Below are 26,338 nucleotides of genomic sequence, written 5' to 3'. Positions count from 1 at the left end.
TTTTAAAATATTTCAATACAAAATAAATTCAATAAAAAATGATGCGTTTTAAACAAAGCGCACCATACATATTCATAAATATATAACCATTTATCATATATGTTAAACCTACAATTTGCATAAGTACTGCATGTTAATACGTTCTTAATACCCATGGGTTACTTATTCTGCTATAGTTAATGTGATTAGATTTTTTATTAAACTCAGGAGGAGTTATTATGACGCAACAATCACAAGGTTTTAATACACCACAACATAACGATAGTGACGATGTTCGTCTTATGGCTATGCTTATTTACTTATTAGGTTTCGTCTCAGGATTTATAGGCCCTCTAATTATATGGCTAGTTAAAAAAGATGATTCTAAATTAATTGATCAGTCAGGAAAAAGCTATTTAAATATGTTTATTTCTTATATGATTTGGTGTGCAGTACCTGTAGTAATCATGATATTTTCACTCATTTTTTATATGCCTTTTGATCCAACTTCAGGCTTGATTTCAATATTTATATTCTTGTTATTAAATTTGGTCATTTTGGGATTACTGATTACCTTTTCTGTTTTCAACATCATTGGCTGTGTTAAATATTATCAAGGTACCTATTACCAAGCTCCATTATCCATTCGATTTTTCAAATAAATTGTACAGTGTTTTTGTTACAAACATTTGTAATATTTAAAGGTTAGTTTTATTTAAATCAGCTACTTTTCATCTTTGCAGCGCACATTTAGCTCTGTATATCACTTGTAACCTTGCAGCTCTTTTATTACAGAGAGATGCAGGGTTTTATTATTTTATTTACGAAAAGATAACATCACACATTTCCATGTATATTTCTGTTAAAGTAAGTTTTGTCGTTAAACGACGATAACATTCACAATTAAGATGCGCTACCATCTTTGTGAATATTTCATACAATTGGGAGGATTTTATTATAATGAAAAAACTACTAACAATAACAACTTTAACTGCAGGATTAGGTGCCACATTAATCAGCACATCCCATCAAGCTGATGCAGCAGAATTTCAACCTTCACATCAATACAGCTATCAACAACAAAACTTTAGCCAACAAGCTTATCAATATCACACTACAGAAACAAATACAACATCAACTAGCACATCTACACAATCAATATCTACATCTTCTGGCAATTTATATACTGCCGGTCAATGTACTTGGTATGTATTTGACCGTGTCGACGGAAAAATTGGTTCTACATGCGGCAATGCCAATAACTGGGCAAGTGCAGCTCAAGCAGCGGGTTACACAGTAGATCATCAACCTGAAGAAGGCGCGATATTACAAACTTCTGAAGGTAGTTATGGACACGTTGCATACGTAGAAAGTGTCAATAGTGATGGATCAGTGACTATATCAGAAATGAACTACTCAAACGGTCCATTTTCAACAGACACACGCACAATTTCAGCCAGTCAAGCTAGCGCTTATAATTATATTCATTTGAACTAAGCATAATATTTAAATATCATAAATTACACGTTTGGGCCTGGGACATCATTCTTGTCCTGGGCTCACATCTATATTTTGACAATACTCAATTGGTTCTATTTAAAAATTAGTTATACTTATATATCGCATGTATCCATCATAACAGTTTTCAGCATATGCACGTTTACCAATAAATGACTCAGACATTCTAATGAATCAACCTTGTCTAAGCTCTATGCAAGGAAAAATGGCATATGCATTTCAAAAAATATACAAGCTGGTGCTCCAAGCATATACAAAGAAAGTAAATTAGTGTGAAACAGAACGCTTTAAATTTCTGTGCCACACTTTTTTAATGCCCAAATATTGCAGTTGTATAGCATATTTGAGAAAATACGACTGTTGCTATTTAAAGCTAGAGGAGGAATAACAAATGACCTGGTTAAAAGTCATCATAGCAGGTTTATTGGAAATAGTATGGGTCACAAGCTTGAATCAAGCGCATTCATTGACATCTTGGAGCTTTACATTATTAATGATTACGCTAAGTTTCTATCTTGTTATATCTGCAACAAAGTCTCTAGCCGTTGGAACAGTCTATGCATTATTTGTTGGTATTGGTGCGGCTGGAACAGTTATTGTTGACATGCTATTTTTCCATCAGCCCATCTCCATATTAAAACTAATACTTATCTTAATGTTGATTATAGGCATTTTAGGGCTCAAGTTAACTACTGATATAACAGAACATGGAGGTAGCAACTAATGTCTTGGTTTTATTTAATCATTGCTGGCTGTTTTGAAATTTTAGGTGTTGTGCTGTTAAATCAACTTGCACGCACATCTCGTTGGTACTACATAATTTTATTGGCACTTACCTTTGTGCTTAGTTTTACAACTTTAAAATTAGCTATGGTGTCCATTCCGATGGGTACTGCTTATGCAATATGGACGGGCATAGGAACTGCAGGAGGCACATTTATCGGTATGTTGTTCTACCAAGAATCTACACACCCATTACGCATAGGTTTTATTGCAGTAATTGTTGCAGCTGTAATTGGACTCCGGCTGCTCGGCTAATTAGTAAAGTATATAAATTGTATACGTTTTCTCAATTTACTATACTGGAGCTAAAGGAAGTGATAATGATGGAAAAAGTTTATATTGCCGGAAAAATTCCAGAAGTCGGTTTAAATTTATTAAAAGAGCATTTCGAAGTTGAAATGTATGAAGGTGAAGGTATTATTGATAAAGAAACGTTAAAACGTGGTGTCAAAGATGCTTCTGCACTTATTAGTATCTTATCGACAAATGTTGATAAAGAGGTAATTGATGCTGCTAATAATTTAAAAATCATTGCAAATTACGGTGCTGGTTTTAATAATGTTGATGTTGATTATGCTCGCGAAAAAAATATCGATGTAACAAATACGCCTAAAGCATCTACAAATGCAACAGCCGAACTTACCTTTGGATTAGTCTTAGCAGTTGCTCGACGCATCGTTGAAGGTGATAAATTATCACGCACACAAGGCTTTGATGGATGGGCTCCGCTTTTCTTTAGAGGACGTGAAGTATCAGGTAAAACGATTGGTATCATTGGATTAGGCGAAATTGGTGGCGCTGTTGCCAAACGTGCAAAAGCTTTCGATATGGATATTTTATATACAGGTCCACATCAAAAGGTTGAAAAAGAGCGCGAGATTGGTGCAAAATATGTTGATTTAGAAACGTTGCTTAAAAATTCCGATTTTATCACGATTAATGCAGCGTATTCTCCAAAGCTACATCATCTTATTGATACTGAGCAATTTAAATTGATGAAATCAACTGCTTATCTTGTAAATGCTGGACGTGGTCCTATTGTTAATGAAGAAGCACTTGTACAAGCATTGCATGATAAAGAGATTGAAGGCGCAGCATTAGATGTTTATGAATTCGAGCCTAAAATTACTGAAGGCTTGAAATCATTAGATAACGTTGTCATCACACCGCATATTGGGAATGCGACGTATGAAGCACGTGATATGATGTCTAAAATTGTTGCAAATGATACAATTAAAAAATTAACAGGTGAAACGCCGCAATTTATCGTCAATTAATGACCTCTAAACTATCAATTTTCTTTAATATAAATACAACAATAGTCTAGAACATAATGATATTTTAGACTCTGAACTCTATATTGACGGTAGTTGATTGAATTGAAAATACGCTTATACTAAGCTTTTTTCAATTCAAGTCAACCTTGTCAGGTTGGGACATAAATCCCAGAAAAATAACACTCAGATGAATTGAATTCAACGCATCTGAGTGTTTCTTTTTTATTCAATCCTTCGTATTGTTGGCTCGCTTTCCTAGGGTGCCGTCTCAGCCACCCCAACTTGCTTTGATCAACGAAATGCTTTTCGTATTTCTCTCTGTTGGGGCCCCTGTCTTCGACTGGCACTGCGCCCTCAGGAGTCTCGCCATAAATACTACGTATTATCATGTCATTTCACCTTTAAATGCTTAAAAAATAAGGCAGTTTCGTATCATTTAATAAATATCACTAAACTAAATGAACGAGGTGCCTTATGTATAATAACGATAACATAACGCAAGATACGTTATTAATAGAAGCTTCAATTTTAATCACTTCAAACTATATTGTAAAAATCATACCGAAGAAAAGATTTTAACATTACAATTTTAATACTTTGTATTTATGTCCCAAATTGACTTAATATGTAATAAATAGTATCAATGAAACACCCTATTTATTTTATATTAACGATAAAAGTCTCTCTGAATACGATCTTTCTTAATACCATATTGTTTATAAAAATGCGCCATATAATTAGCAATTTGTTCATCCCAATATATATCCGTGGCATATTGATGATGTGCTGGATTTGCCGGATTCCACCTCATTTGATACAAGGAAACTTGTCCTTGATCAAAATAGTGTGAGCGAATAAAAGATGCACCATCTATAATCGCTTTATTGGGAGAAGTCCAATGATGCGTTTTGGCATAACTTTTACCTGTTTGAATGGCATTGCTGTCAAATGCACCAATGCCAAAAAAATTATAATAGCGTTGCTGCCCATCTGTAATACCTTTGGCTAACGTGGATTGTCCTTCCCCGGTTTCAACCAGCGCATGGCTTACTAAATAAATAACATTAATTTTATATTGCTTTTGTGCTGCTAAAAATTGTTGCCCATGGCCATCGAGTATGCCTTTATTATGAAGCATTTGATTTACTTCTTTTTCAGACATCTTAATGGGATGCGTCAGTTCCATATACTTAAATTCTGTATCTCGAAAAGAAATCCGCATAGCACTTTCGACTTGATGACGATTAGCAGCAGTAAACTCACCGTTATTGTTAATGGTATTTATCATTTCTGAACTAGTTTGTAACCTCACTGCCTCGTCAAATGTTACCTGCTGATTGCTTATAAAAAATAACTGTCCTTTATATAACAATAAGATGCTAGTTATGGCGAATATAGTTATAATATAATGTTTTTTTAATTTTTTACGCTTCTTCCTCAATGATCTATACTCACAATCTTCACTTTGTCATAATAAAATATGCTACAACAATTACTAACACCACAAAAAGAAATGAACCATTGATTGCCCATTTTAAACCTTTGCGCTCTCTAAGTAAGACATTAAATAGTACTAAGCTCATCGTTAAAGAAATGGCAAACATACTTATTGCTAACATAAACTGCATGATAAACAAACAAATCAGCCCAGCAACTAAGCAAAGATTTGATGCAATCATAATACGCTTAATCATTTTTGATTCGATAAGTCTTCATCCTCTCAATTTTACCTATATAACACCATACCATATCCTTAACCTATTGTGCGCTTTATTACATAAAAAGAGGACAGTAAAACAAAGTCAAATATAACTTTGTTTTCTGTCCTATCGTTTATATCTAAATATGAATAATACGCTCTATGAACTAATTATGGCTAATGTTCTCTAGACATACCTTTTAGCATATTTAACATATAAGTTAAACTGCGATTCATATCATCATCTTTTAATACACCTAATAAATGTCTAATTGATGTTTTGGCATTAGGACTAGCTTGGTTCGCAACATGTAACCCTTTGTTCACTTTAGCTAAAAAGGCACTTAAATCTTTAACTTCCAAATCACCTAATAAAAATACAAGCGATGCCATATTAGATAACAAACCGGTATATATGTCCTTATTTAATTCAACTGCAAATTTGTTGATAATAACTTGTCTTCCTTTAATAGCACCATTTAATGCATCTAAGAGTTTCGCATCATCCAATACTTTTATTAACTTGATTGCCTTTAAAATACTATCTTTATTATCAGCAATCGCGTCTGTTACTTCAGTAAGGTTTTCTAACTTAATCTGCTCGTCTGATTTTTTTAGACGTTTGATATTTGTGATTCTTTCAGCCATTATTGATCACCTTTATTTCCTGGGAAAACGTAGTCCTGACGTTCCCATTTTTTCTGAACCTGCACACTATATTGCGGATGACGTTGTTTATCTACGCGGAAGTTCGTTGGATTCAATGGTGACTTGCCACGTCGAGAAAGGATTTCCATACGACAACTTGTACGTTTGTAGGATGGTGTATCTGTATATTGATCAACATCACTATTTGTCAATAAGTTAATCGCACCCATATCACCGTGTACCATCGCATCATTATTTAATGGTATATAAATTTCTTTCCCTTTTACTCGGTCAGTGACATGTACAATTAGTTTTGCTTCACCCGTTGTAGATATCAGTTTAACTTCAGCACCTTCGTGAATATTACGGTCTTTTGCTAATTCTGGTGATATTTCAACAAAGGTATTTGGCATTTTGTACTTAATCATTTCTGTTTGATAAGTCATATTACCTTCATGGAAATGTTCAAGTAAACGACCATTATTAACATGTAAGTCATATACTTCATCTTCTTTAAAGAAGTTATCAAATGATAAAGGATAGAATTTTGCTTTTTTATTCTCAAAATTAAAACCTTCTAAGTAGAGTAATGGTTCGTCTGTACCGTCTTCATGCACTGGCCATTGTAAGCTATCAAAGCCTTGTAATCGATCATAACTTACACCTGCATATAGAGGTGTTAATCGCGCAATTTCATCCATAATGTCACCAGGATAATTATAATTCCAGTCAAATCCAAATTCTTTAGCAATCATTTGGAAAATGACCCAGTCAGGTTTAGAATCTCCTAAAGGTGTTAACGCTTGATTAATGCGTTGAATACGACGTTCTGTATTCGTAAATGTTCCATCTTTTTCGAGTGATGGACTGGCTGGTAACACGACATCTGCATATGAAGCTGTGAAAGTTAGAAATTCATCTTGTACCACTAAAAAGTCTACTTTTTCTAGCGCAGATTGTACAAAATTAATGTTTGAATCTACAATACCTGTATCTTCACCGTATAAATAAAGTGAATGTATTTCATCATTATGGATACCCTCCATCATTTGATGATTATCTCGTCCAGGTGTTGGATTTAATGTTACACCATATTCTTTTTCAAATTTAGCACGCACATCATCGTCTACAACTCTTTGATAACCAGTAAATTGATCTGGCATGCTTCCCATATCACTTGCACCTTGAACATTATTATGTCCTCGTAATGGATAGGCACCTGAGCCAGGTTTACGATAATTGCCTGTGGCTAATAAGAAATTGGAAATTGCTGTACTAGAGTCACTACCAATATCTTGTTGCGTAATACCCATAGCCCAGCAAATGGCTACAGTTTCTGCTTTAGCTGCTTCTTCAGCAAACTTAATAAGTCTTTCTTTTGGTATACCAGTAGCTTCTTCAGCAAATTCCATTGTAAATGGTTCTAATGATGTATAATAATCATCAAAATTATCTACCCATTCATCAATGAATGCCTTATCATGTAAGTCGTAATCGATGATATATTTTGTTGCTGCACCTAACCATACGAGATCCGTTCCTGGTTTAGGTTGGTAAAATTCATCTGCACGTTCTGCCATTTCATGTTTGCGTATATCAAAGACATGTGAGCGTTGCCCGAATAACTTTTGAGCACGTTTCATACGTGATGCAATGACCGGATGAGCCTCTGCCGTATTTGTACCTATAAGCACAGTCATTGCTGCTTTTTCTAAATCTTCTATAGAACCAGAGTCACCACCATGTCCTACTGTTCTAAATAAACCTTTTGTTGCTGGTGCCTGACAATATCTTGAACAGTTATCAACGTTATTAGATCCAAAAACTTGTCGTGATAACTTTTGCATTAAATACGATTCTTCATTGGTTCCTTTAGATGACGCAATAAAGGCTAAAGCTTCGCCACCATATTGATTTTTAATCTGACTAAAGTTATCTACAACAACTTTCAAAGCTTCATCCCATTCAACTTCATGGAATTCACCATTTTTACGAACTAGAGGTTTCGTTAAACGCTGATCAGAATTGATATGTCCCCATGAGAATTTACCTTTAACACATGTTGCAACCTTGTTGGCTGGAGAATCATGTGAAGGTTGAACTTTTAATACTTCTCTATCTTTCGTCCATACTTCAAATGAACAACCTACACCACAATATGTGCATACGGTTTTCGTTTTGTTAATACGTTCTTTACGCATTTCTGCTTCTGAATCAGAAATCGCAAATAATGGACCATAACCTGGTTCAGCCTTTTTTGTTAAGTCAATCATAGCTGCTAGAGAACCTGGCTCTGTATCAGTCATATAACCTGCATTACCTTCCATATTAACTTCCATCATAGCGTTACACGGGCACACTGTAGCACATTGACCACACGATACACATGAAGATTCATTGATAGGTACATCATTGTCCCAAATGACACGTGGATGTTCTCTATCCCAGTCAATGCGAATGGTTTCATTTACTTCAATGTCTTGACATGCCTCTACACAACGCCCACACAAAATACATTGATTAGGGTCATATCGATAAAATGGACCATAATCTTTCTCGTATGGTTTTTCTTTATATTCATAAGTTTGATGTTGTAATCCCCACTCGTCCATCGTATTATGAATTTCACAATCACCGTTATTGTAATCACAAACAGTACAATACAGCATATGCTTTTCCAAAATTCTATCTAGCGCTTCTTTTTGGCTTGATTTAACCTCATTATTTTCAGTATTAACCGTCATTGGACGATCAATTGTCGTACTACACGCTCGCTCAATTTGCCCATCAATTTCAACCATACATGTATCACATGTCTGGATTGGTCCCATTGATTCGTTATAGCAAATTGAAGGTACGAACGTATTTCTTGACTTAATAAACTCAAGTAAGTTTGTTCCAGGTTCAACAAGATAATCTGTGCCATCTAATGTAACAATTAAATGTTCCTGCATACCTTCACCCCATTTATATTTATTTAATTCTTAAAAGACTTCTCTATATCCTACATCAATACCCCACATATAAATATATCGATAATAGAATCATCTTAATTGTATAACTTAATGACTAGAATGTTAAGACTTTAATAACATTTAAAAAATCAATTCTTTTTTCCTGCATACGTTTTCATTAAAAGTAATATGAGCATCTTATTGTTAATAATTAAAGAAACTGGCACATAAAAAAATTAACCAGTAAATACGTTTTTGTAACTTCATTTACTGGCTAATTTGTTTATAATACCTTTTATTATAGGCCTAAATTACTATTTATAATGTCTGTGCTGTCTTTTTTAGATGATTCGCTTGGAATAAAGTAATATAATCCATCATCTTGAATGCCACCTTGACCATCTAATTGATAGCGATTCACTGTTTTATTCGCACCTTTGTAATTACTGCGAATTTGATTCATTTCACTTAAACTCAAATCTGTTTTAACATTTTTTTGTATTTCAGACAATAAACTATTGAAATGCGTGATAGAAGATTTACTTACCATTTTATTGGCCATTGCTTGTAAAATGATTTGCTGTCGTTCTTGACGACCGAAATCGCCACCTGCGCCTTCTTCTTTACGACTTCTGATAAAGTTCATTGCTTTATCGCCATCTAAATGTGTTTTTTCACCATGAACGAAGTGTGTGCCATTAATGGTAAAGGTGTCATTACTTACAACATCAACGCCACCTAATGCATCAATCATATCATGTAAACCATCCATATCAATCGTAGCATAATGATCGATTGGAACATTCATCAATTTTTCTAATGATTTTACAGCCATGTTGGCACCACCATAAGCATATGCATGGTTGATTTTTTCAGTTGTTCCTCTACCAACAATATCTGCTTTTGTATCCCTTGGAATACTGACTATATCCGTTTTTTGTTTGCTAGGGTTTATTGATAGAATCATGATGGTATCACTTCTTTGTCCATCATTTGCTTGTTTTCTTTTGGCATCAGAATCAACACCAAATAACGCAATCGTAAAAGGTTCTCCTTTACTTAAATTGACATTTTTACTTCTTAATGCTGAATGACTGCGATCAAGAGGATTATGTATTTTATCCCCTGTAATAAAAATTTTCGCAGCGACATATATAACTGCTATAATTGCCAATAATACTAGTATTCCAAACATCCATAAAAAGATTTTTAACGGTAAATTCATTTTTTTCCGTTCTGACCGTCGCACACAAACCACTCCATTCACTATTAGTCACATCAATTATATCCATAAAACATTATTTTTGAATACATCTTTAGCCTTATTTATTAGAATTTTGCTAAAATGTTTCACTATTATTTAGAATTTAACTATAGCGCTGATAAATATTAATAATCTCGTCATAGCAACCTTCATTACTGATAATAAATGGACCTGCTTCAGCAATATTTAGAGCAGCACGAGTCAAACATGTCATCTTCAGTCCTAATTCCTTGGCAAATAAATGTTGTGCTGCAATATCCCAAGGCTTAGGATTCGTATTAATATATGCACCAAATTGTCCCTTTATTACTTTTATTGAATCTAAACCACATGAGCCAATGTTGCGATTAGCAAAACATGCTTCACGCAATGCTTTGGATACATCTACTGGTATATACTGCGCATCAAATGAAATCATCGCATCTTGTAAACTAAGTATGGGTGGTTTGGGTAAAGGATTATTGTTTTCAAAGGCCCCTCGATGTTCGATTGCTTTATAGAGCTTTTGATGAACATAATCGTATATGTATGATAACTTAGGCTTTCCATTAACAAAATAACCGATAATAATACAATAATCTTCTTGTTGTTTTACTAAATTTGCAGTACCGTCGATTGGATCTAACAACCACACATGTCCTTCATGTGCACTTATCGTGTCATTATTTTTCTCTTCAGCTACCAATTGATGTCCTGGAAGATGCTCATGTAACAATTCACTAAAATGCTGCTGTAAGGCTTTATCTACATTTGTTACCAAATCAAATCTATCTTGCTTTATATCTGTATCTAATTTAGCCAATAACTGAGGAATGATTACATCAAGCTGTTGTATCCATCTCTCAATAAGCTGATCAATTTCTTCTAATCGCTTATGCATTAAATGAGTCACCTCATTTCTTTTTTTACTTTATTTTAACGTATTCCTATATTAACGTATAGCTGATTTATAATTAAATTCAAACGAAAAAAACGGCTAGTCATATGCTAGCCGACAAATAGAAAGGAAAGTAAGTAATAAATATTGAAGATGTTTCGATGTAACGTGAACGATTATTTTAAGCTATCTGTTACATAGCTTTACCCCTTTGTTTGTAATCGCTCTCCCCTGTTACAATTATTATAATAGCACAATTATTAAGAAAATGTAAGCGTTTTCCAAATATTTTTTAATTTTTTTAGTTACAAAACACTTTACATATATACAAATGTCATCATTGTCACTTATATGTTATAATTAAAGTAATATGTAACATTAGGTGGTGTCTAATTTGAATAAAGCTGAAAGACAAAATCAACTCATCCATGTAATACAACAGAATCGTAAAATGACAGCCTCTGAATTAGCAACAGCATTAAATGTGTCTAAACGTACCATTTCGCGTGATATCGCCGAGTTAGAAGAACAAGGTGTAAGGATATTTGCGCAGCATGGTAAATTGGGCGGTTTTCAAATTCAACAGTCTCAATCAAAAATGGCACTTTCCATCTCAGAAGAGCAACTACTTGCACTTTTTCTTACACTAAATGAAAGTCAATCGTATTCTTCATTACCTTATAAACAAGAAATACAAGAAATTATTCAGCAATGTTTAAAGTTGCCAAATACACGCGTAAGAAAGCTGCTTAAACGTATGGACAAATATATTAAATTCGACACAATTGAAGCGACACCATTACCTAAGTTGTTTTCAGACATTCTCATATACAGTGCCGAACGCAACGTAATGTCTGTCGATTTTGTTAGCGATAATAAAATGGCTGCTCAAAATGTTATTTTTATCGGTATTTTATGTAAAAACGCTGAGTGGCTTGCGATTGTTTTTGATATTGGACACGGTTGTACACGAGAATTGCCTATATTAGCAATCCATGATATTTCATATTCTTTCGAAAAGACTTTAAACACGCATGATATAACAATTGATAATTATACACAATTTTTAAACCCGTCAGATTAACTGTATTCTGTCGGGTTTTTTAAGTTTAAAAACAGACAATTATCGTGCTGAAATCAATATCATTTTATTGTTTTCTAAATTAAATATAAAAATATTTTATAGGTAAATTGTAAACTGATTACGTAACGTTTATAATAAATATGATTATAGCATTAAAGGAGGTTTACCATGGTTGGATTTTCAGTATATCTAGGAACAACCTTAAACAAGACATACATACACAAGATGACTCAGCTTGGTTATGACATGATATTCACATCCTTGCAGTTATCTAAGTTATCGCTACGTCAACAACTTGCATATTTGGGAGAGTTATGTGAGCTTTTGCGTAACGTCAATATGACTTATGTAATAGATGTCCATCCTGACTTGCTTAATCATGACTTTTTTACATTTTTCAATAATATTTCGACAGGGAATTTTATTATTAGAATAGATAATCAGCTTCAAATTTCAATGATCGAAGAACTGCAAAATCATGGTTTAAAATGCTGTTTAAACGCAAGTACCATTGATGCTTCAATATTGCAGCAACTTCCTACTAAACAACCTATATACTACTGTCATAATTATTATCCACGGCCTGATACTGGTTTATCAACAGATTTTGTCAGCGCACAAAATCACTTAATTCGACAGTTTGATTCAAATAGCATTATTTTTGCTTTTATACCAGGATCAGAATTTCGTGGACCACTTTATTGCGGACTACCTACAATAGAGCAGCATAGAACAAACAATCCTTTATTAGCTGCAACTCAACTTATGAATAGTGGCATCAATAATATTATTATTAGCGATCCATACATGACTGCCAAACATGCTGAACAACTTATATTTATGTTACGAGATAGACATTTCAAGCTTAAGGTGACCAAACTGGAACATTCTTATCAACAATTATTATTACAACAACATACATCACGGCCTGATGCACCAGAACATGTGATTCGCTCATCGGAATCTCGCTCTAGATGCCAGCAACATATCACGTCACAGCCTTACCCATTCGATATTAGAAGTTGTGGCCATGTAACGATAGATAATCATTTAAATGGGCGTTATGAAGGTGAAATTCAAATTGTTAGAACTCCTTTACCGACACATTCACATGTTAATTATCTTGCTACAATTGTTGCAGAGGACCAAGTCTTACTACCACTCATCCAACCAAATGATACATTTGAATTTATTGAAGATAAAGGAGTAAATCAATGAAACATTTAATGACAGAGCGTAGAAACAAACGTACGATGCACCTGGATGACATGCCTATTTTAGAAGCGTTAAAAACAATTAACAGCGAAGATCAACAAGTAGCAATAGCAGTTCAGCAAATTTTACCGGAATTAAGTAAAGCCATTGAAACAATCATTCATCAATTTTCTAAAGGTGGCAGACTCATTTATATCGGTGCAGGCACAAGTGGACGTTTAGGTGTGCTCGATGCTGCAGAGTGTGTACCAACATTCAATACATCACCAGGTGAGGTTATTGGTCTAATTGCTGGAGGACAAGGTGCAATGACAACAGCCATTGAAGGAGCTGAAGACAGTGCATCATTAGGAGAACAAGATTTAAAAAATATCAATCTTAATAAACAAGATGTGGTTGTAGGAATTTCAGCCAGTGGTCGTACACCTTATGTCATAAGTGCACTCACTTATGCGAATCAATTAGAAGCTAAAACCGTTGCCTTATCTTGTAATGTCAACAGTGATATAAGTCAACTTGCAGATTATGCACTAGAAGTTAACGTTGGTCCCGAAGTATTAACTGGATCAACGCGTTTAAAAGCCGGTACTTCACAAAAGATAGTGCTTAATATGATATCGACAATGACTATGATTGGCATCGGTAAAGTATATGATAACTTGATGGTCGACTTGAAACCAACAAACACCAAATTACAACAACGTTCAATTCATATAATTGAAGATATATGTAGTATTGATCATGAAACAGCACAACATCTTTATCAACAAGCTAATAATGATATTAAAGTAGCAGTTGTCATGCATATGTGTGACACTTCTAGAAACGATGCCCAACTAAGATTAACAAAGCATAATGGAGTCATTAAAAAAGCGATTCAATCTTAAGGAGGCGTTTCTTATGAAAAATGAACAACAACTTGCTGAGCAAATATTACATGCTGTCGGTGGCATTGAAAATATAAACGATATTCTTCATTGCATGACACGTATTCGCCTAAAGTTGAATAATAAGCAACACGTCAATTACACTGAATTAAAATCAATTAAAGGTGTACTTGGGGTCATTGATGATGACCGTTTACAAATCGTGTTAGGCCCAGGTGTAGTGGACAAAGTGACAGAATATATAGAAAAACAACACAAAACCACATCCTCACCTGCGCAGCCAACTGAAAATAAACAGCATAAAAATTCTAATAAACGTTGGAATAAAGTACTTAGAACCATAGCAGATATTTTTATTCCTTTAATACCAGCCTTTGTTGGTGCAGGATTAATCGGTGGTATAGCAGCAGTTTTAAATAATTTTATCCAAGCCGGTGATTTAACTGCGGATTGGGTAAAACAAATGGTTGTTGTCTTAAATGTCATTAAAGATGGTATGTTCTTTTATTTAGCTATCTATACTGGAATAAATGCTGCCAAAGTCTTTGGAGCAACTCCAGGTTTAGGTGGCGTCATCGGTGGTACGACATTACTAACAGGTATAAGTGATAAAAATCCAATTGTAAATATTTTTACTGGGGAGCCACTTTTACCTAGTCAAGGTGGTATTATTGGTGTTATCATTGCTGTCTGGTTACTCAGTTTAATTGAAAAAAGATTGCATAAAATAGTACCAAATGCCATTGACATAATTATAACTCCTACTTTAACGCTATTAATAATAGGTTTGCTAACGATATTTGTAATCATGCCATTAGCAGGATTTATATCATCAGGTTTAGTGATTGTAGTCAACTGGGTAATTGATATTGGTGGTATCTTTAGTGGCTTTATTATTGGTGCATCATTCTTGCCTTTAGTCATGTTAGGTTTGCACCATATCTTCACACCTATCCATATCGAACTCATCAATCAAACCGGTGCTACTAATTTATTACCTATCGCCGCAATGGCAGGCGCAGGTCAAGTTGGTGCTGCCCTTGCCTTATGGATGCGCTGTAAACGTAATAAACAATTAGCTAATGTCATTAAAGGTGCTTTACCTGCAGGCTTTCTTGGAATAGGAGAACCATTAATTTATGGAGTAACCTTGCCATTGGGAAGACCATTCTTTACCGCTTGCTTAGGGGGAGGTATTGGCGGTGCCGTAATTGGAGGTATCGGGCATATTGGTGCTCGTGCAATTGGACCTAGTGGATTATCATTACTTCCACTAATATCAAATCATATGTATCTTGGATACCTTATAGGACTTATTTCAGCTTACATTGGTGGCTTTATACTTACCTATTTCTTTGGTACAACGAAATCAATGCGAAATTCAACGCAATTAGGTGGTTAAATTATGCCAAATATATTAAACGCGATCGATGATCAATATGAATATATGACAACGACAGAACAGTATATTGCTCAATTTATATTGAACCATCCGTACGACATCATTAACATGAGTGTGGAATCACTTTCGAAAACGCTTAATATTGATGTTACTAAGATTGATGCATTTAGTTATCAATTTAATGATGATGGGTTTGAAGGACTCAAAATAAATATTCAACAAATCTTCCCAAAACAATCATTACCCTATAATATCGAAATTTTAGCCAACGATAGTGTTGATAAAATTAAAAATAAATTGCATCAACGTGCTGCAAATGCTATTAATAAAAGTACCCAAGCAATTAAACCTTATGCGATTGATCAAATGTGTAAACAACTTAAGCGCGCAAAGACCATATATGTCTTTGGCTACGGTGCATCTTACGTATGTGCACTCGATATCTATCAAAAATTTTCACGCATAGGATTAAACGTGCAAGTCGTACAAGAAACGCATATGTTAACGACACAATTGTCTACACATAGTCAAAGTGATTGCATCTTATTTATCACAAACAATGGTGATCAAAGTGAATTACAAGCCTTGGTCAAAGTGATGAAAGATTATCATATTCCTATCATGACAGTAACAAGTCATAAGCACAATCCAGTAGCACAAGCATCAGAGGTTGTCTTAGTTTATGGTAACAGTGATGAAAACGAATTAAGAATGGGTGCTACAACCTCATTATTTGCACAAATGTATACGATTGATACATTATTCTACAGATATATTGCATTAAATTATCAAGATTCACTAGATTTCATCACGCAATCTAAAATGGCTCTAGACAACTATCGCAAGCATCTATCAAATATTGAGTTTAGACATTAATTACGAATAAAAGCGGACGAGATTAAAGTCATTATTGACATTAATCCCGTCCGCACTTTTTAATCGTAATTTGTTTTTCATAATCATAGATTAACTATTCATTATGTTACCGAACTTTAAATGTTTGAGTTATTAATGATTTAATTTTGACGTTCGGCTTTATGATGTCCGCGAATAAAATAGTAAATTGAAACAGCCACTAAAAAGACAATCCCAATCAGCACAGACACTACCGTTTCTTTATTGATTAACATACCAATTAATACAATAATTAAAAATGCAATAGTGATATAATTCGCGAATGAACCGCCTGGCATTTTGAATTGATGCCCTTCTAATTGTTCCGGATGTAATTTTCTAAAACGTAAATGACTAATTAATATCATGAACCACGGAATCATACCAGGTAAAATAGACGCACTATAAACATATACAAAAATACTATCTGCGCCTTTTATAAACACTGGTAATACAACATTTAACAATGCTCCTACTAATATGCCGATAGAAATTGCTAATACAGCATACAATGGCACACCATTTCTCATTACTTTAGTAAATACTTTAGGCATTTGACCTTTTTGTGCTAACGTATAAATCATTCGACTAGCACTAAAAATACCTGAATTACATCCTGATAATGCTGCTGTTAATACTACAAAGTTAATTAATCCTGCTGCAAATGTTATACCGATTTTTGCAAAAGTGGCTACAAATGGACTACCAATATCGCCCAATTGATCCCAAGGATAGATTGACACAATGACAAACACTGCACCAATATAGAAGATAAGAATACGCCAAATAACACCATTAATCGCACTCTTAATATTTTTCTTTGGATTTTTAGTTTCTCCAGCTGTTATACCGATAAGTTCTACGCCTTGATATGAACCAATAACGATGGATAAGGCAAAGAAGAAGCCCATCCAGCCATGAGGTAGAAAACCACCATGTGACCATAAATTAGATATACCAATAGGATGACCACCATTACCAATACCAAAGAAGATTAAACCTAATCCGGCAACAATCATTAATAATATTGTTATAACTTTGATTAACGCAAACCAGAACTCAAATTCTCCAAATGCTTTAACTGTTGCTAAGTTTGCAGTTAATAATAAGGCTACTGCAATCACTCCAGGAACCCATTGTGGTAAATTCGGAAACCAAAAATTCATATACTCTCCAACAGCAATCACTTCACTCATACCTACGACTATCCACTGAAATATATTACTCCAGGCAGTCATATAACCTGCAACAGGATGAATGTAGTCACTTGCAAAGGTTGCAAATGATCCTGTAGTAGGATTTAAATAAATCATTTCTCCCATTGCTCTCATAATTAAGAACAAAAAAATCCCTGCAATTAAATAAGCGAAAATCACAGATGGCCCAGTCCACTTAATTGTACTTGTAGCTCCCATAAATAAACCTACACCAATCGTGCCACCGAGTGCGATCATTCTCACTTGACGTGCACTCAGAGATCTGTGTAATTCATTGTTACTCATAACCAAACCCCATCTCTGTTTATTCTAAGTTTTCTGAAAAAACTTATGTAGGTTATTATACTATAATTTGAACAAAATGGTACAAAAATTTTACAGTTTTTTGAAATCGGTTACAACATTGATTTTACAAGCTTTTGCAAGCTATAAAATTTACTAAAATTAAGCTTTTTCACCTTTCAAAATAGTTATTTTTTATATTCATTATGATATAAAGCATACACGTATTTCTTTCGTTTTATGTTATACTTTCAATTAATAATAAAGGAGATTATTTATGATTAAAGAACTTAGTTTACGTGGGTTAAAATTTTCAATTATATTTGGCGTTTTATTTTTTATTCTTAATTATTTTAGTGGCACGCGTTCATCACTTAGTGCTTTAAGTATAAGAACGATTTTAGCTATACTATCTTTCTTTGTTCTCTATGTAGGCTTATTCGCTATCTTCAATTCTGAAATGCGCAAGGTTATATATAGTACGACACTCTCGATATCACTTGTTATTTTTATTTTATTAGGAGGGCACTTTTTCACGGTAAAAATTGGACTTATCATAGGTCTAATCGTCGGTATTCTTGCGGGAGCCATTTGGGAATTAATACATAATAAAAGAGGAGGTAGAGTGCGATGAGCACCATTATTATTGGTATTATTCTTATAATTTTACTTATTATTAGCCTTATACCAAATTATATTGCGATGAAACGACAACAAGCAGATAATCAAAGTGCAACACGCTTTATGTTTATGGTTGGTATTGATGCAATTTTGCTACTTTTAATAATTACAACATTAATTATTAAAAGTATGTCGTAAACATCACTATAATACGTGAAAGCAAGACATAATTCTAGCTTCATTTTTTAAGATTATACCTTTTCGTTTTATACTCACGTTTTAATAGATTTCTAATCAAAGGAAGCTGGAATCCCAAGCTTCCTTTGATTGTATGTTTTTATTTGGAGTTTCTTATTGTTGGGGCTCGAGTATTATTTTGTAGATGATAATAGCGATGATGAGATAGATGAAAGTATTGATAAAGAATCTTCGTGTATGTTTACGTCGAGGTAAGTGTTGGTTAAGCTTTGGCGCAATAATAAGATTGATAATGCCAATGATAATGGGCCCTGCTATAAAGAATAGAAGGATATTCCAATTCATGTGTTAGTGCTCCTTTCCTCGTTCGAAGCATGCTGTGACAATACTATCAAAATCCATATCTTTACCAATGTATGAAATAGCTGAAAAATCTTGTTGCTTAGTCATTTCATTTGTATTTACAATTACATCTAATCCTGCAGTTACTGCAGCAGTCGCACCATTAACTGAATCTTCAATAGCTAAACAATGTCCCGGTGCATAATTAAGTTTCTGTACTGCTACTAAATAAGGATCTGGATTCGGTTTAATATCATCGACATCTTCTCGACCGACTATGACATCGACATAAGCATCGAGCCCTAATTGGTGCACTGTTGGCATAATATCTTGTCGATAGCTACTCGTAGCGATGGCCATAGGTATATGATGCTGTTTCAAGTAGCGCATCAACTGCGCAATTGTTTCTTTTACTTCTAAATGCTTACTTGTGTCATTATGTTCTGTATAAATTGCTTGTTTATCATCAACGCCTAAAGCTTCTGTTAAATAGTCATGCAGAGGCTGTGCTTTCCCACCAACATTGCTACGATAAAATGACCTTGATATTGGAGATAATTTGTGACTAGTCAAATGTTTATTTATTAATGAAAATAAATGTTCCTCCGTATCAATAATTGTTCCATCAAAATCAAAAACAACTGCTTTATACATCAATATTCCCCTCTTTTTCTCTGTAATGCTTATATTTTAACATACTATTTATCGTCTATTTTGTAATCAAAATTTAATAGTTTGTCTATCATTATCATGATACTGCTACTTGAATCTTTAAAATAGATCATCACTTTTGTATAGTTAACGTAAAAATCATATGACAATTCAATTAAATTTAAGTTCATTCAAAAGTCTTAGTGATAATATTCTCAAAGAATGATACAATCAGTGTGAATAAGAGAACGTAGCTATTTTACTTATCCACGCAACACATCTTCACACAATTTGGTAAGACGCTGTCACATAAGCGTATATGATAATATATCGTTCAGTTTCGTTACATTATTTAAAAATATAATTTTAGAGGAGGACATCACATGTTGATAGATAAATTTGAAACCTACATTTTAAATATCGCAGGTTTGAAATCACGTTCAACGCGTAAACAACTAATTAAAATTTGTAAACAAATTCACTTTTGTGAATCAATTCAATACAGTATAACTAAGAAAAAAGGTATTTATGTCTTAGAGCTTAGCTTACCTAAACAACAACTACCTTATGTAATTAGTTTCTTAAGTTTTCACGAGTATTTAATTTATCAAATTTTACCTCCAAAGCATGTAGACGAACTTCTTAATTCTGAAAAATTATATCAATCCTCCAAACGTTTTGATTTAAAAATAGATGGTTTGCAAGATGCTTTCATTAAAGATAAAGTCATTGATATCATGACCTTATTCTCAAATCATTATGCTATAAATTATACCTTGAATCCAGATTGTGCCAGTGTTTGTTGTTCACCAGAAACATTCGCACACTTATTACGTACAATCGCAACACATAATATTGATGTCCTATCAGCATCTTATCGTTCAAGTGCTATGCATAAATCTCGTATTTCATAATCAAAAGCCATCAGTTCGTTACTCAAAATAAAAAGCACAAAGATGATTTTTAACTTCAAATCATCTTTGTGCTTTTTTACGCCGTATTTTAAGGCTTTACGTTTCTATGGTACTGTCTCATCCTTGGTCTTCAACTAGCACTATTCCTTAAAGCATTTCACCAACATACTTTTTAAAAATGGTTCCTTTTGTAACTGAATATTACTTATCATCCATAGTTACTAAATTTTCAAACGCTTCTCTTACTTGAGGAACAGACATCCCTACAACAACTTGGACATTTTTACCGCTTTTAACTAAACCGTGTGCCATTTGATTATGTGTGAAATAAGCACTTTCTTCAACTTTTTCCGGATCATTCACAGTTAAGCGCAATCGCGTTGTACAATTAGTGACATCTTTAATATTTTCTTTGCCACCTAATCCATCCAGATAATAAATTGCTTTTTCTTCGTATTCGTTACCAGCTACTGTCTGTTTACTGTTTGTTGTATTATCCCCTTTTTTATCTTTGTAATCTTTTTTAGAGAATAATTTAACGTCTTCTTCGTCTCTACGCCCTGGTAAAGGAATATCAAATTTTAAAATTAAATATCTAAATAGTACAAAGTAGATACCTACGAATATTAATCCGATAACGACTTGAACTACATATGTCATCCAGTGTTTCTGTCCTAATGGAATCCAGTTTGTGGCTAAGAAATCTAATACACCACCGCCCATATTACCAACAACACCAAATAGATACATCAAAGTATCCATAGTTGCTGCTAATAATGCATGTAGTACAAATAAATATGGTGCGATAAATAAGAAAGTAAATTCTAATGGCTCTGTAATCCCAGCTACAACTGCTGTTAATGTTGCTGGAATAAGTAAAGCAGCTACTTTCTTACGGTTTTTCTTAGGTGTTGTAAAGTACATAGCTAATGCAATCCCCACACAACCGAAAACTTTACCGTTACCTTGAAGCATAAAGCCATAGTGAAATTGTTCTTTCAGTGGTTTACTGTTCTCTGCAAATTGATTTAAATGGTGGAACCATTCTGCCTTAAGTCCATCTTTAGCCACGACTGGTCCAACTTCAATTGGTGCATAAATAAAATGATGTAATCCTGTTGGTATTAACACCCGCTCTAAAAAATGATACAACCATACACCTACGTACCCTGATCCAATAATAAAATGTTGTACAGACTCAATACCACTTTGGATAGTTGGCCATACGATACATGTAATTGCAGCGACAGGCAACATAACAAAAAATGAGATAGTTACAACAAATGTTAGCCCTTGGAACACACCTAACATTTCTGGTAAGCGTTTACTATAGTATCTATTATGTATCCATGTGATTATAGCTGAAATAATAATACCACCAAGAATATTGGTATCTAACGTTTCGATTCCTGCAATAGCTTTTAATCCAGTAACATTTTCAACGCCTTTTTCTAAATTTGCACCAAAGGTATGGGGGCATTGTGTTAAAATCGCATTGATAAATGTATTGAACATAAGGTAGCCCATTAGTGCTGCCAATGCTGCATGGCCCGGTGCTTTTTTAGCGAGCGATAAAGGTAAGCCTACTACAAAGACGATTTCCATATGGTTAAAAATAACCCAACCGCCTGCTTCTATTATTGACCAAAATTTAAACCAAAAAGTATGACTATCCGCTAAACTCCCCATAATTGTTGGATTTTTAAATAATGTAGCAAATCCAAGTACAATCCCAAAAAATGCAAACATCAGCACAGGAACAATCATCGCACTACCAAAGCGTTTTATTGCGTTCATTTTGTACTTCCTCCCTTAACTATGTTCTTAATATCGATTAAAACGTTTTCAAATAGGTTATATGTTTAATATATAGTAAACGCTTTCATACAAACAATGCAGTTGACCTATTTTGAAAGTATTTTGTATAATCAGATTATGTTTTCATTATATGAAAATTTTTTCATAAGAATTGAGGATTATTTATGTTTTTAGACGAACGAGTAAATAAAAACTTTTCAAAATTAAATGAAAATGACCTGCAAATTGCCCATTATGTCAACGCACATATTGAGGACTGTAAAAATTTAAAAATACAAGAGCTGGCACAATATACGCATGCATCAAATGCTACGATTCACCGCTTCACTCGAAAGCTTGGTTTTGATGGTTATAGTGACTTTAAATCATTTTTGAAATTTGAAACAGAAATACAACAACAACACTCGAGTGATTCTATAGATGCGTTTAAACAAGAAATTGACAATACATTTTCTTATTTAGAACGTATAGACTATGATCTTATAACTGATAAATTAAATGCGGCGTCAACGATTTACTTGTATGGTACTGGTCGTGCTCAAAAAAACGTTGCTGAAGAAGCACAGCGTATCTTATTAACTATGCATCATAGTATTATCGTCTTACACGATGTACATGAACTAAAAATGGTGTTAAATCGCTCTGAAGATAATGATTTATTCTTTATTATTTCATTATCGGGAGAAACCACACAGCTACCTGAAATCACAAACTTACTGCAATTACGCCAAAAATACTTTATCTCAGTCACTACATTAAAAGATAATACGTTAGCACAGAAAGCCAATTACAATGTTTATGTATCAAGTAACACCTTCTATTTATATGATGGTACAGATTATTCTAGTTTTATAAGTTATCACATATTTTTTGAAACATTACTACGTAAATACAACGAGCGTAAAGAAGCACATGAACTAAAATAAGCGAAGTGTCAGTTTCATTGACACTCCGCTTATTTTATTAAGATGATGCTTCAATATAGTCCGCAAGCACTTGATTCATTTTATCAAACATGAGTTCAAAGCCATGAACCGTTGAGTCATGATATTCTTTTTTCTTCTGCTTATATTCGAGATTAGTTAAGCGTCGTTCACGTGCCACTAAAGATTGATAGTTAAACAAGAGTTGTGTACCGCCTGTTTCTCGTTCAACAAATTCAACTTCAATCATATCTTCAGCATCACTAAGCCCTGGCATTCCAATAGTCATTTTAATATATTGGTTCTCTATCAATACTTCAAAAGTTCCTTCTATAACATTTGCTTTGCCATTGCGTTTATCAACAATTCGATATTTCCCATTTTCTGCTACGTCGACATCAAATGTTTGATTGGTACGCTGAGACGTCATAAACCATTGTTTAAGTAAAGACGCTGTTGTCCATGCTTGATAAACTAAGGAAGGCGAATATTTTAATAATCGTTCAATATGAATTTGAACATACTCATCTTCTACATTATATTTAGCCACTTTTCCATACACCTACTTTCATACTCAATTCTATTTTAACGTATTTTTAACTCACACCAAAATAGTTGTATCACAAATATATTAATTTACCAAAGTAGATTTTAATACTTTCATATCTCCAAGCACTATTTTGCTTTTAGTTTTGGATATAAAAAGATAATGGACGCTAAGCCACACACACCTAATAATATTGGATAAATACTGTATGGTACAAGTAAAAATGGTGAAATCCCAGCTACTCCAGCTGCCGATATCACTTGTGGACTATAAGGTAATAATCCTTGAAAACAGCTGCCAAATATATCTAATATACTCGCCGACTTTCTAGGATCAACATCGTATTCATCAGCAATACTTTTTGCAAGTGGACCTGACATAATAATAGAAATTGTGTTGTTAGCAGTTGCGATATCAGCAACACTAACTAAACTCGCTATACCAAATTGTGCACCGCGTTTAGATTTCACTTTAGAACGAACAAAATTTAGCAGCCAACTTATGCCGCCATTATGTTCAATTAAACCTACTAGACCACCGATTAAAAGCGCAATCATCGCAATATCTTCCATGCCTATAATCCCTTCTGATATCGCTTTAAGCAAGCCTTTCCATCCAAACGAACCATCTATTAAACCAATGATACCTGATAATGCAGTCCCGCCAATTAAGACAATAATAACGTTAACACCTATCAATGCGAGCACTAGTACCAATACATAAGGGATAACTTTTACTAAATGATAATCGTAATTTTTTGTTGAATCTATCGCTACACCATGTGTTAATAAGAATAAAATTACAATCGTTAGCAATGCACCAGGTAATACAATTTTAAAATTAACTTTAAATTTATCTTTCATATGTGTTTTCTGGGTACGCACTGCAGCAATAGTTGTGTCTGAAATCATTGATAGATTATCACCAAACATAGCACCACCAACAACAGTAGCCATTGCAAGCGCGGTTGGCACATCTGTAGCTTGCGCAAATCCGTATCCTACTGGAGCTATCGCTGCCACTGTGCCAACTGACGTCCCCATTGAAATAGACACGAACATACAAATCACGAACAAGCCCACAATAATTAAGTTTTGCGGAATAAGTGATAAACCTAAATTGACGGTCGATGCAACACCGCCCATTTTTTCAGTGGTTGTCGAAAAAGCACCTGCCAAAATAAAAATAAGCATCATCAAAATAATATTAGAATGTCCGGCACTCTTAGTAAATACTTCAATTTTTTTTGCAAACCGTTCTTTACGGTTCATTAGCAGTGCCACAACGACGGTTACAGTTATAGCTACATTAAGCGGCATGGTAGTGAAATCTCCAGAAATAATCCCCACACCTAAAAATAATAAAACAAATAATAATAGTGGCAACAGTGCCCACGCATGACCATTTTGTTTCTCTTTAGTCATTACTTACCTTCCTTTCCCATATAAAAACACATCGTCATTTCATAGATATTATTCATATATCTATGACATTTAGCGGTATTGAGCAAATATTTTTTCTTCTTCGTCATCTTTATGGGGGCGGAAAATTCAAGCCAAATTTAGCTTGTACCCGCCCCCGCAGTTGTACCACTTATATCATTTCAATTAAAGAAACACAACATAACTTCTGTCAAACTTCTATATTATATACTTAGGTATCATTTACCGTACTAGAGAAATACCTCGTCGTCAATATAAATATCAAAATCATATGAAATCTTCATGTTCATAATGGTCATTAAAAATAATAAACACAATAACGCCAATAAATAACATGGTGAATGCTAATCCTAATATTACGGTCCAACGATAGAACCCTGAAATTAAAATCGTTACAACACTTACTACCATTACTGTAATAACCAAATATCGTATTTTTAAATATTGTGCTTTAGGTACATGCTTTTTGTGTTTCTGGCTATCCTGACTTAATATGTTACGATTCAAACCAAGTTTTGAATCTAAGAAAAGTGAAATTGCTATCGTAATAACAATTGAGATTAATTGAAAAGCAACGTTTGGATATGGTCCAATAAACACTAGCACAAACGCCAGACCATAACATATTATAGACACTACAGCCATGACTCTATCCCAAAATGGTGTTAACCATATCTGGTCTTGATTAATATGTTTATTCACTTCAAATAATTGCGCAAAAACCACTGTAAGTATTGCTGGTACCGCAAAGAATACTAACATCTTTCTATCCAATTCAAGTATATACATCATCGCACAACCAATCATAAAATAGGTGAATGCAAGTCCTCTAATTAAATTTTCTGCTGACATCTACTCATCCTTTGAATACATTTATAGCTTTATTAATAGCATATAGCTAA

Annotated in this window: 27 protein-coding genes; 14 read left to right on the top strand and 13 right to left on the bottom strand. The window is 33.8% G+C overall.

Annotation, left to right across the window (positions count from 1 at the left end; all coding sequences use genetic code 11):
- Positions 1-218: 218 nt before the first annotated feature.
- The 5 genes from AL499_RS10190 to AL499_RS10170 all read left to right on the top strand — a co-directional run bounded on the left by AL499_RS10190 (position 219) and on the right by AL499_RS10170 (position 3,557).
- Positions 219-641, top strand: a complete 423-nt coding sequence (locus AL499_RS10190; RefSeq protein ID WP_002492202.1) for a DUF4870 domain-containing protein — start codon at positions 219-221, stop codon at positions 639-641.
- Between the two features lie 298 nt (positions 642-939).
- The gene (locus AL499_RS10185; protein WP_002492259.1) at positions 940-1,476 is read left to right on the top strand and encodes a CHAP domain-containing protein; all 537 of its coding nucleotides are present in this window, start codon (positions 940-942) and stop codon (positions 1,474-1,476) included.
- A 412-nt stretch (positions 1,477-1,888) separates the two neighbouring features.
- Positions 1,889-2,221: a DMT family transporter gene (locus AL499_RS10180; RefSeq protein WP_002460118.1), complete on the top strand. Its 333-nt coding sequence runs from the start codon at positions 1,889-1,891 to the stop codon at positions 2,219-2,221.
- Complete coding sequence (locus AL499_RS10175; RefSeq protein WP_002460119.1) at positions 2,221-2,535, top strand: DMT family transporter; 315 nt, start codon at positions 2,221-2,223, stop codon at positions 2,533-2,535. The genes AL499_RS10180 and AL499_RS10175 overlap by 1 nt, the downstream gene beginning before the upstream one ends.
- Before the next feature lie 68 nt (positions 2,536-2,603).
- Positions 2,604-3,557: a 2-hydroxyacid dehydrogenase family protein gene (locus AL499_RS10170; RefSeq protein WP_002492284.1), complete on the top strand. Its 954-nt coding sequence runs from the start codon at positions 2,604-2,606 to the stop codon at positions 3,555-3,557.
- A 667-nt stretch (positions 3,558-4,224) separates the two neighbouring features.
- Here the strand turns inward: AL499_RS10170 and AL499_RS10160 are convergent.
- From AL499_RS10160 to AL499_RS10135, 6 genes are all read right to left on the bottom strand, one after another.
- On the bottom strand, positions 4,225-4,998 hold the full coding sequence (locus tag AL499_RS10160; RefSeq protein ID WP_037540584.1) for an N-acetylglucosaminidase: 774 nt from the start codon (positions 4,996-4,998) through the stop codon (positions 4,225-4,227).
- 19 nt (positions 4,999-5,017) lie between these two features.
- A complete protein-coding gene (locus AL499_RS10155; RefSeq protein WP_002460123.1) occupies positions 5,018-5,251 on the bottom strand; it encodes a hypothetical protein in 234 nt (77 codons plus the stop codon).
- Positions 5,252-5,433: 182 nt separating this feature from the next.
- Positions 5,434-5,904: a helical membrane plugin domain-containing protein gene (locus AL499_RS10150; RefSeq protein WP_002460124.1), complete on the bottom strand. Its 471-nt coding sequence runs from the start codon at positions 5,902-5,904 to the stop codon at positions 5,434-5,436.
- The gene (fdhF, locus tag AL499_RS10145) at positions 5,904-8,858 is read right to left on the bottom strand and encodes a formate dehydrogenase subunit alpha (RefSeq protein WP_002492247.1); all 2,955 of its coding nucleotides are present in this window, start codon (positions 8,856-8,858) and stop codon (positions 5,904-5,906) included. The genes AL499_RS10150 and fdhF overlap by 1 nt, the downstream gene beginning before the upstream one ends.
- A 298-nt stretch (positions 8,859-9,156) precedes the next feature.
- The gene (locus tag AL499_RS10140) at positions 9,157-10,107 is read right to left on the bottom strand and encodes an LCP family glycopolymer transferase (RefSeq protein WP_002460126.1); all 951 of its coding nucleotides are present in this window, start codon (positions 10,105-10,107) and stop codon (positions 9,157-9,159) included.
- Positions 10,108-10,225: 118 nt separating this feature from the next.
- Positions 10,226-11,002 (bottom strand): inositol monophosphatase family protein, encoded by a 777-nt coding sequence (locus AL499_RS10135; protein WP_002460127.1) that lies wholly within the window; start codon positions 11,000-11,002, stop codon positions 10,226-10,228.
- A 391-nt stretch (positions 11,003-11,393) separates the two neighbouring features.
- Between AL499_RS10135 and AL499_RS10130 the strand changes: the two genes are divergently transcribed.
- From AL499_RS10130 to AL499_RS10110, 5 genes are all read left to right on the top strand, one after another.
- Positions 11,394-12,083, top strand: coding sequence for a helix-turn-helix transcriptional regulator (locus AL499_RS10130; RefSeq protein ID WP_002478793.1), 690 nt, complete (start codon positions 11,394-11,396; stop codon positions 12,081-12,083).
- A 168-nt stretch (positions 12,084-12,251) separates the two neighbouring features.
- Positions 12,252-13,301: a MupG family TIM beta-alpha barrel fold protein gene (locus AL499_RS10125; RefSeq protein WP_002460129.1), complete on the top strand. Its 1,050-nt coding sequence runs from the start codon at positions 12,252-12,254 to the stop codon at positions 13,299-13,301.
- On the top strand, positions 13,298-14,185 hold the full coding sequence (gene murQ / locus AL499_RS10120; RefSeq protein WP_002492238.1) for an N-acetylmuramic acid 6-phosphate etherase: 888 nt from the start codon (positions 13,298-13,300) through the stop codon (positions 14,183-14,185). Before AL499_RS10125 ends, murQ begins: the two co-directional genes overlap by 4 nt.
- A 13-nt stretch (positions 14,186-14,198) precedes the next feature.
- Entirely contained in the window at positions 14,199-15,587 is a 1,389-nt protein-coding gene (locus AL499_RS10115; RefSeq protein ID WP_002492282.1) for a PTS transporter subunit EIIC, read from the top strand.
- 3 nt (positions 15,588-15,590) lie between these two features.
- The gene (locus tag AL499_RS10110; RefSeq protein ID WP_002492222.1) at positions 15,591-16,463 is read left to right on the top strand and encodes a MurR/RpiR family transcriptional regulator; all 873 of its coding nucleotides are present in this window, start codon (positions 15,591-15,593) and stop codon (positions 16,461-16,463) included.
- 140 nt (positions 16,464-16,603) lie between these two features.
- Here AL499_RS10110 and AL499_RS10105 read toward each other — a convergent pair whose 3' ends face one another.
- Positions 16,604-17,983, bottom strand: coding sequence for an amino acid permease (locus AL499_RS10105; protein ID WP_002492250.1), 1,380 nt, complete (start codon positions 17,981-17,983; stop codon positions 16,604-16,606).
- 274 nt (positions 17,984-18,257) lie between these two features.
- Between AL499_RS10105 and AL499_RS10100 the strand changes: the two genes are divergently transcribed.
- Together AL499_RS10100 and AL499_RS10095 are read left to right on the top strand one after the other, a co-directional pair.
- Positions 18,258-18,614, top strand: coding sequence for a hypothetical protein (locus tag AL499_RS10100; RefSeq protein WP_002492293.1), 357 nt, complete (start codon positions 18,258-18,260; stop codon positions 18,612-18,614).
- The gene (locus AL499_RS10095; RefSeq protein ID WP_002460135.1) at positions 18,611-18,799 is read left to right on the top strand and encodes a hypothetical protein; all 189 of its coding nucleotides are present in this window, start codon (positions 18,611-18,613) and stop codon (positions 18,797-18,799) included. Before AL499_RS10100 ends, AL499_RS10095 begins: the two co-directional genes overlap by 4 nt.
- 153 nt (positions 18,800-18,952) lie before the next feature.
- Here the strand turns inward: AL499_RS10095 and AL499_RS12410 are convergent, their stop codons facing one another.
- Positions 18,953-19,144 (bottom strand): hypothetical protein, encoded by a 192-nt coding sequence (locus AL499_RS12410; protein WP_002460136.1) that lies wholly within the window; start codon positions 19,142-19,144, stop codon positions 18,953-18,955.
- 3 nt (positions 19,145-19,147) lie between these two features.
- On the bottom strand, positions 19,148-19,795 hold the full coding sequence (locus AL499_RS10090; protein WP_002460137.1) for an HAD-IA family hydrolase: 648 nt from the start codon (positions 19,793-19,795) through the stop codon (positions 19,148-19,150).
- A 380-nt stretch (positions 19,796-20,175) separates the two neighbouring features.
- Here AL499_RS10090 and AL499_RS10085 point away from each other — a divergent pair, with 380 nt between their 5' ends.
- Complete coding sequence (locus AL499_RS10085; protein WP_002492239.1) at positions 20,176-20,706, top strand: hypothetical protein; 531 nt, start codon at positions 20,176-20,178, stop codon at positions 20,704-20,706.
- A 201-nt stretch (positions 20,707-20,907) separates the two neighbouring features.
- On the opposite strand, the gene AL499_RS10080 is transcribed toward AL499_RS10085, so the two are convergent.
- Positions 20,908-22,503 (bottom strand): alpha-glucoside-specific PTS transporter subunit IIBC, encoded by a 1,596-nt coding sequence (locus AL499_RS10080; protein WP_002492272.1) that lies wholly within the window; start codon positions 22,501-22,503, stop codon positions 20,908-20,910.
- A gap of 185 nt (positions 22,504-22,688) precedes the next feature.
- Here AL499_RS10080 and AL499_RS10075 point away from each other — a divergent pair, with 185 nt between their 5' ends.
- A complete protein-coding gene (locus tag AL499_RS10075; RefSeq protein WP_002460141.1) occupies positions 22,689-23,450 on the top strand; it encodes a MurR/RpiR family transcriptional regulator in 762 nt (253 codons plus the stop codon).
- 37 nt (positions 23,451-23,487) lie between these two features.
- Here AL499_RS10075 and AL499_RS10070 read toward each other — a convergent pair whose 3' ends face one another.
- The 3 genes from AL499_RS10070 to AL499_RS10060 all read right to left on the bottom strand — a co-directional run bounded on the left by AL499_RS10070 (position 23,488) and on the right by AL499_RS10060 (position 26,288).
- Positions 23,488-23,997: an SRPBCC family protein gene (locus tag AL499_RS10070; protein ID WP_002492215.1), complete on the bottom strand. Its 510-nt coding sequence runs from the start codon at positions 23,995-23,997 to the stop codon at positions 23,488-23,490.
- Between the two features lie 125 nt (positions 23,998-24,122).
- Positions 24,123-25,418 (bottom strand): Na+/H+ antiporter NhaC family protein, encoded by a 1,296-nt coding sequence (locus AL499_RS10065; RefSeq protein WP_002460143.1) that lies wholly within the window; start codon positions 25,416-25,418, stop codon positions 24,123-24,125.
- Positions 25,419-25,703: 285 nt separating this feature from the next.
- The gene (locus AL499_RS10060) at positions 25,704-26,288 is read right to left on the bottom strand and encodes a hypothetical protein (RefSeq protein ID WP_002492285.1); all 585 of its coding nucleotides are present in this window, start codon (positions 26,286-26,288) and stop codon (positions 25,704-25,706) included.
- Between the last annotated feature and the right edge of the window lie 50 nt (positions 26,289-26,338).

The organism is Staphylococcus lugdunensis (assembly GCF_001558775.1).
In the GTDB taxonomy this organism is placed as follows: domain Bacteria; phylum Bacillota; class Bacilli; order Staphylococcales; family Staphylococcaceae; genus Staphylococcus; species Staphylococcus lugdunensis.
Note: the sequence above shows the minus strand (reverse complement) of the source record. Positions and strands in the feature narration are given on the sequence as shown.

Excerpts from the sequence above, each read along its gene's own strand:
- AL499_RS10190 (WP_002492202.1), top strand. The coding sequence starts at position 219 with ATGACGCAACAATCACAAGGTTTTAATACACCACAACATAACGATAGT.
- AL499_RS10185 (WP_002492259.1), top strand. The coding sequence starts at position 940 with ATGAAAAAACTACTAACAATAACAACTTTAACTGCAGGATTAGGTGCC.
- AL499_RS10180 (WP_002460118.1), top strand. The coding sequence starts at position 1,889 with ATGACCTGGTTAAAAGTCATCATAGCAGGTTTATTGGAAATAGTATGG.
- AL499_RS10175 (WP_002460119.1), top strand. The coding sequence starts at position 2,221 with ATGTCTTGGTTTTATTTAATCATTGCTGGCTGTTTTGAAATTTTAGGT.
- AL499_RS10170 (WP_002492284.1), top strand. The coding sequence starts at position 2,604 with ATGGAAAAAGTTTATATTGCCGGAAAAATTCCAGAAGTCGGTTTAAAT.
- AL499_RS10155 (WP_002460123.1), bottom strand. The coding sequence starts at position 5,251 with ATGATTAAGCGTATTATGATTGCATCAAATCTTTGCTTAGTTGCTGGG.
- AL499_RS10150 (WP_002460124.1), bottom strand. The coding sequence starts at position 5,904 with ATGGCTGAAAGAATCACAAATATCAAACGTCTAAAAAAATCAGACGAG.
- fdhF (WP_002492247.1), bottom strand. The coding sequence starts at position 8,858 with ATGCAGGAACATTTAATTGTTACATTAGATGGCACAGATTATCTTGTT.
- AL499_RS10135 (WP_002460127.1), bottom strand. The coding sequence starts at position 11,002 with ATGCATAAGCGATTAGAAGAAATTGATCAGCTTATTGAGAGATGGATA.
- AL499_RS10125 (WP_002460129.1), top strand. The coding sequence starts at position 12,252 with ATGGTTGGATTTTCAGTATATCTAGGAACAACCTTAAACAAGACATAC.
- murQ (WP_002492238.1), top strand. The coding sequence starts at position 13,298 with ATGAAACATTTAATGACAGAGCGTAGAAACAAACGTACGATGCACCTG.
- AL499_RS10115 (WP_002492282.1), top strand. The coding sequence starts at position 14,199 with ATGAAAAATGAACAACAACTTGCTGAGCAAATATTACATGCTGTCGGT.
- AL499_RS10110 (WP_002492222.1), top strand. The coding sequence starts at position 15,591 with ATGCCAAATATATTAAACGCGATCGATGATCAATATGAATATATGACA.
- AL499_RS10105 (WP_002492250.1), bottom strand. The coding sequence starts at position 17,983 with ATGAGTAACAATGAATTACACAGATCTCTGAGTGCACGTCAAGTGAGA.
- AL499_RS10100 (WP_002492293.1), top strand. The coding sequence starts at position 18,258 with ATGATTAAAGAACTTAGTTTACGTGGGTTAAAATTTTCAATTATATTT.
- AL499_RS10095 (WP_002460135.1), top strand. The coding sequence starts at position 18,611 with ATGAGCACCATTATTATTGGTATTATTCTTATAATTTTACTTATTATT.
- AL499_RS12410 (WP_002460136.1), bottom strand. The coding sequence starts at position 19,144 with ATGAATTGGAATATCCTTCTATTCTTTATAGCAGGGCCCATTATCATT.
- AL499_RS10090 (WP_002460137.1), bottom strand. The coding sequence starts at position 19,795 with ATGTATAAAGCAGTTGTTTTTGATTTTGATGGAACAATTATTGATACG.
- AL499_RS10085 (WP_002492239.1), top strand. The coding sequence starts at position 20,176 with ATGTTGATAGATAAATTTGAAACCTACATTTTAAATATCGCAGGTTTG.
- AL499_RS10080 (WP_002492272.1), bottom strand. The coding sequence starts at position 22,503 with ATGAACGCAATAAAACGCTTTGGTAGTGCGATGATTGTTCCTGTGCTG.
- AL499_RS10075 (WP_002460141.1), top strand. The coding sequence starts at position 22,689 with ATGTTTTTAGACGAACGAGTAAATAAAAACTTTTCAAAATTAAATGAA.
- AL499_RS10065 (WP_002460143.1), bottom strand. The coding sequence starts at position 25,418 with ATGACTAAAGAGAAACAAAATGGTCATGCGTGGGCACTGTTGCCACTA.
- AL499_RS10060 (WP_002492285.1), bottom strand. The coding sequence starts at position 26,288 with ATGTCAGCAGAAAATTTAATTAGAGGACTTGCATTCACCTATTTTATG.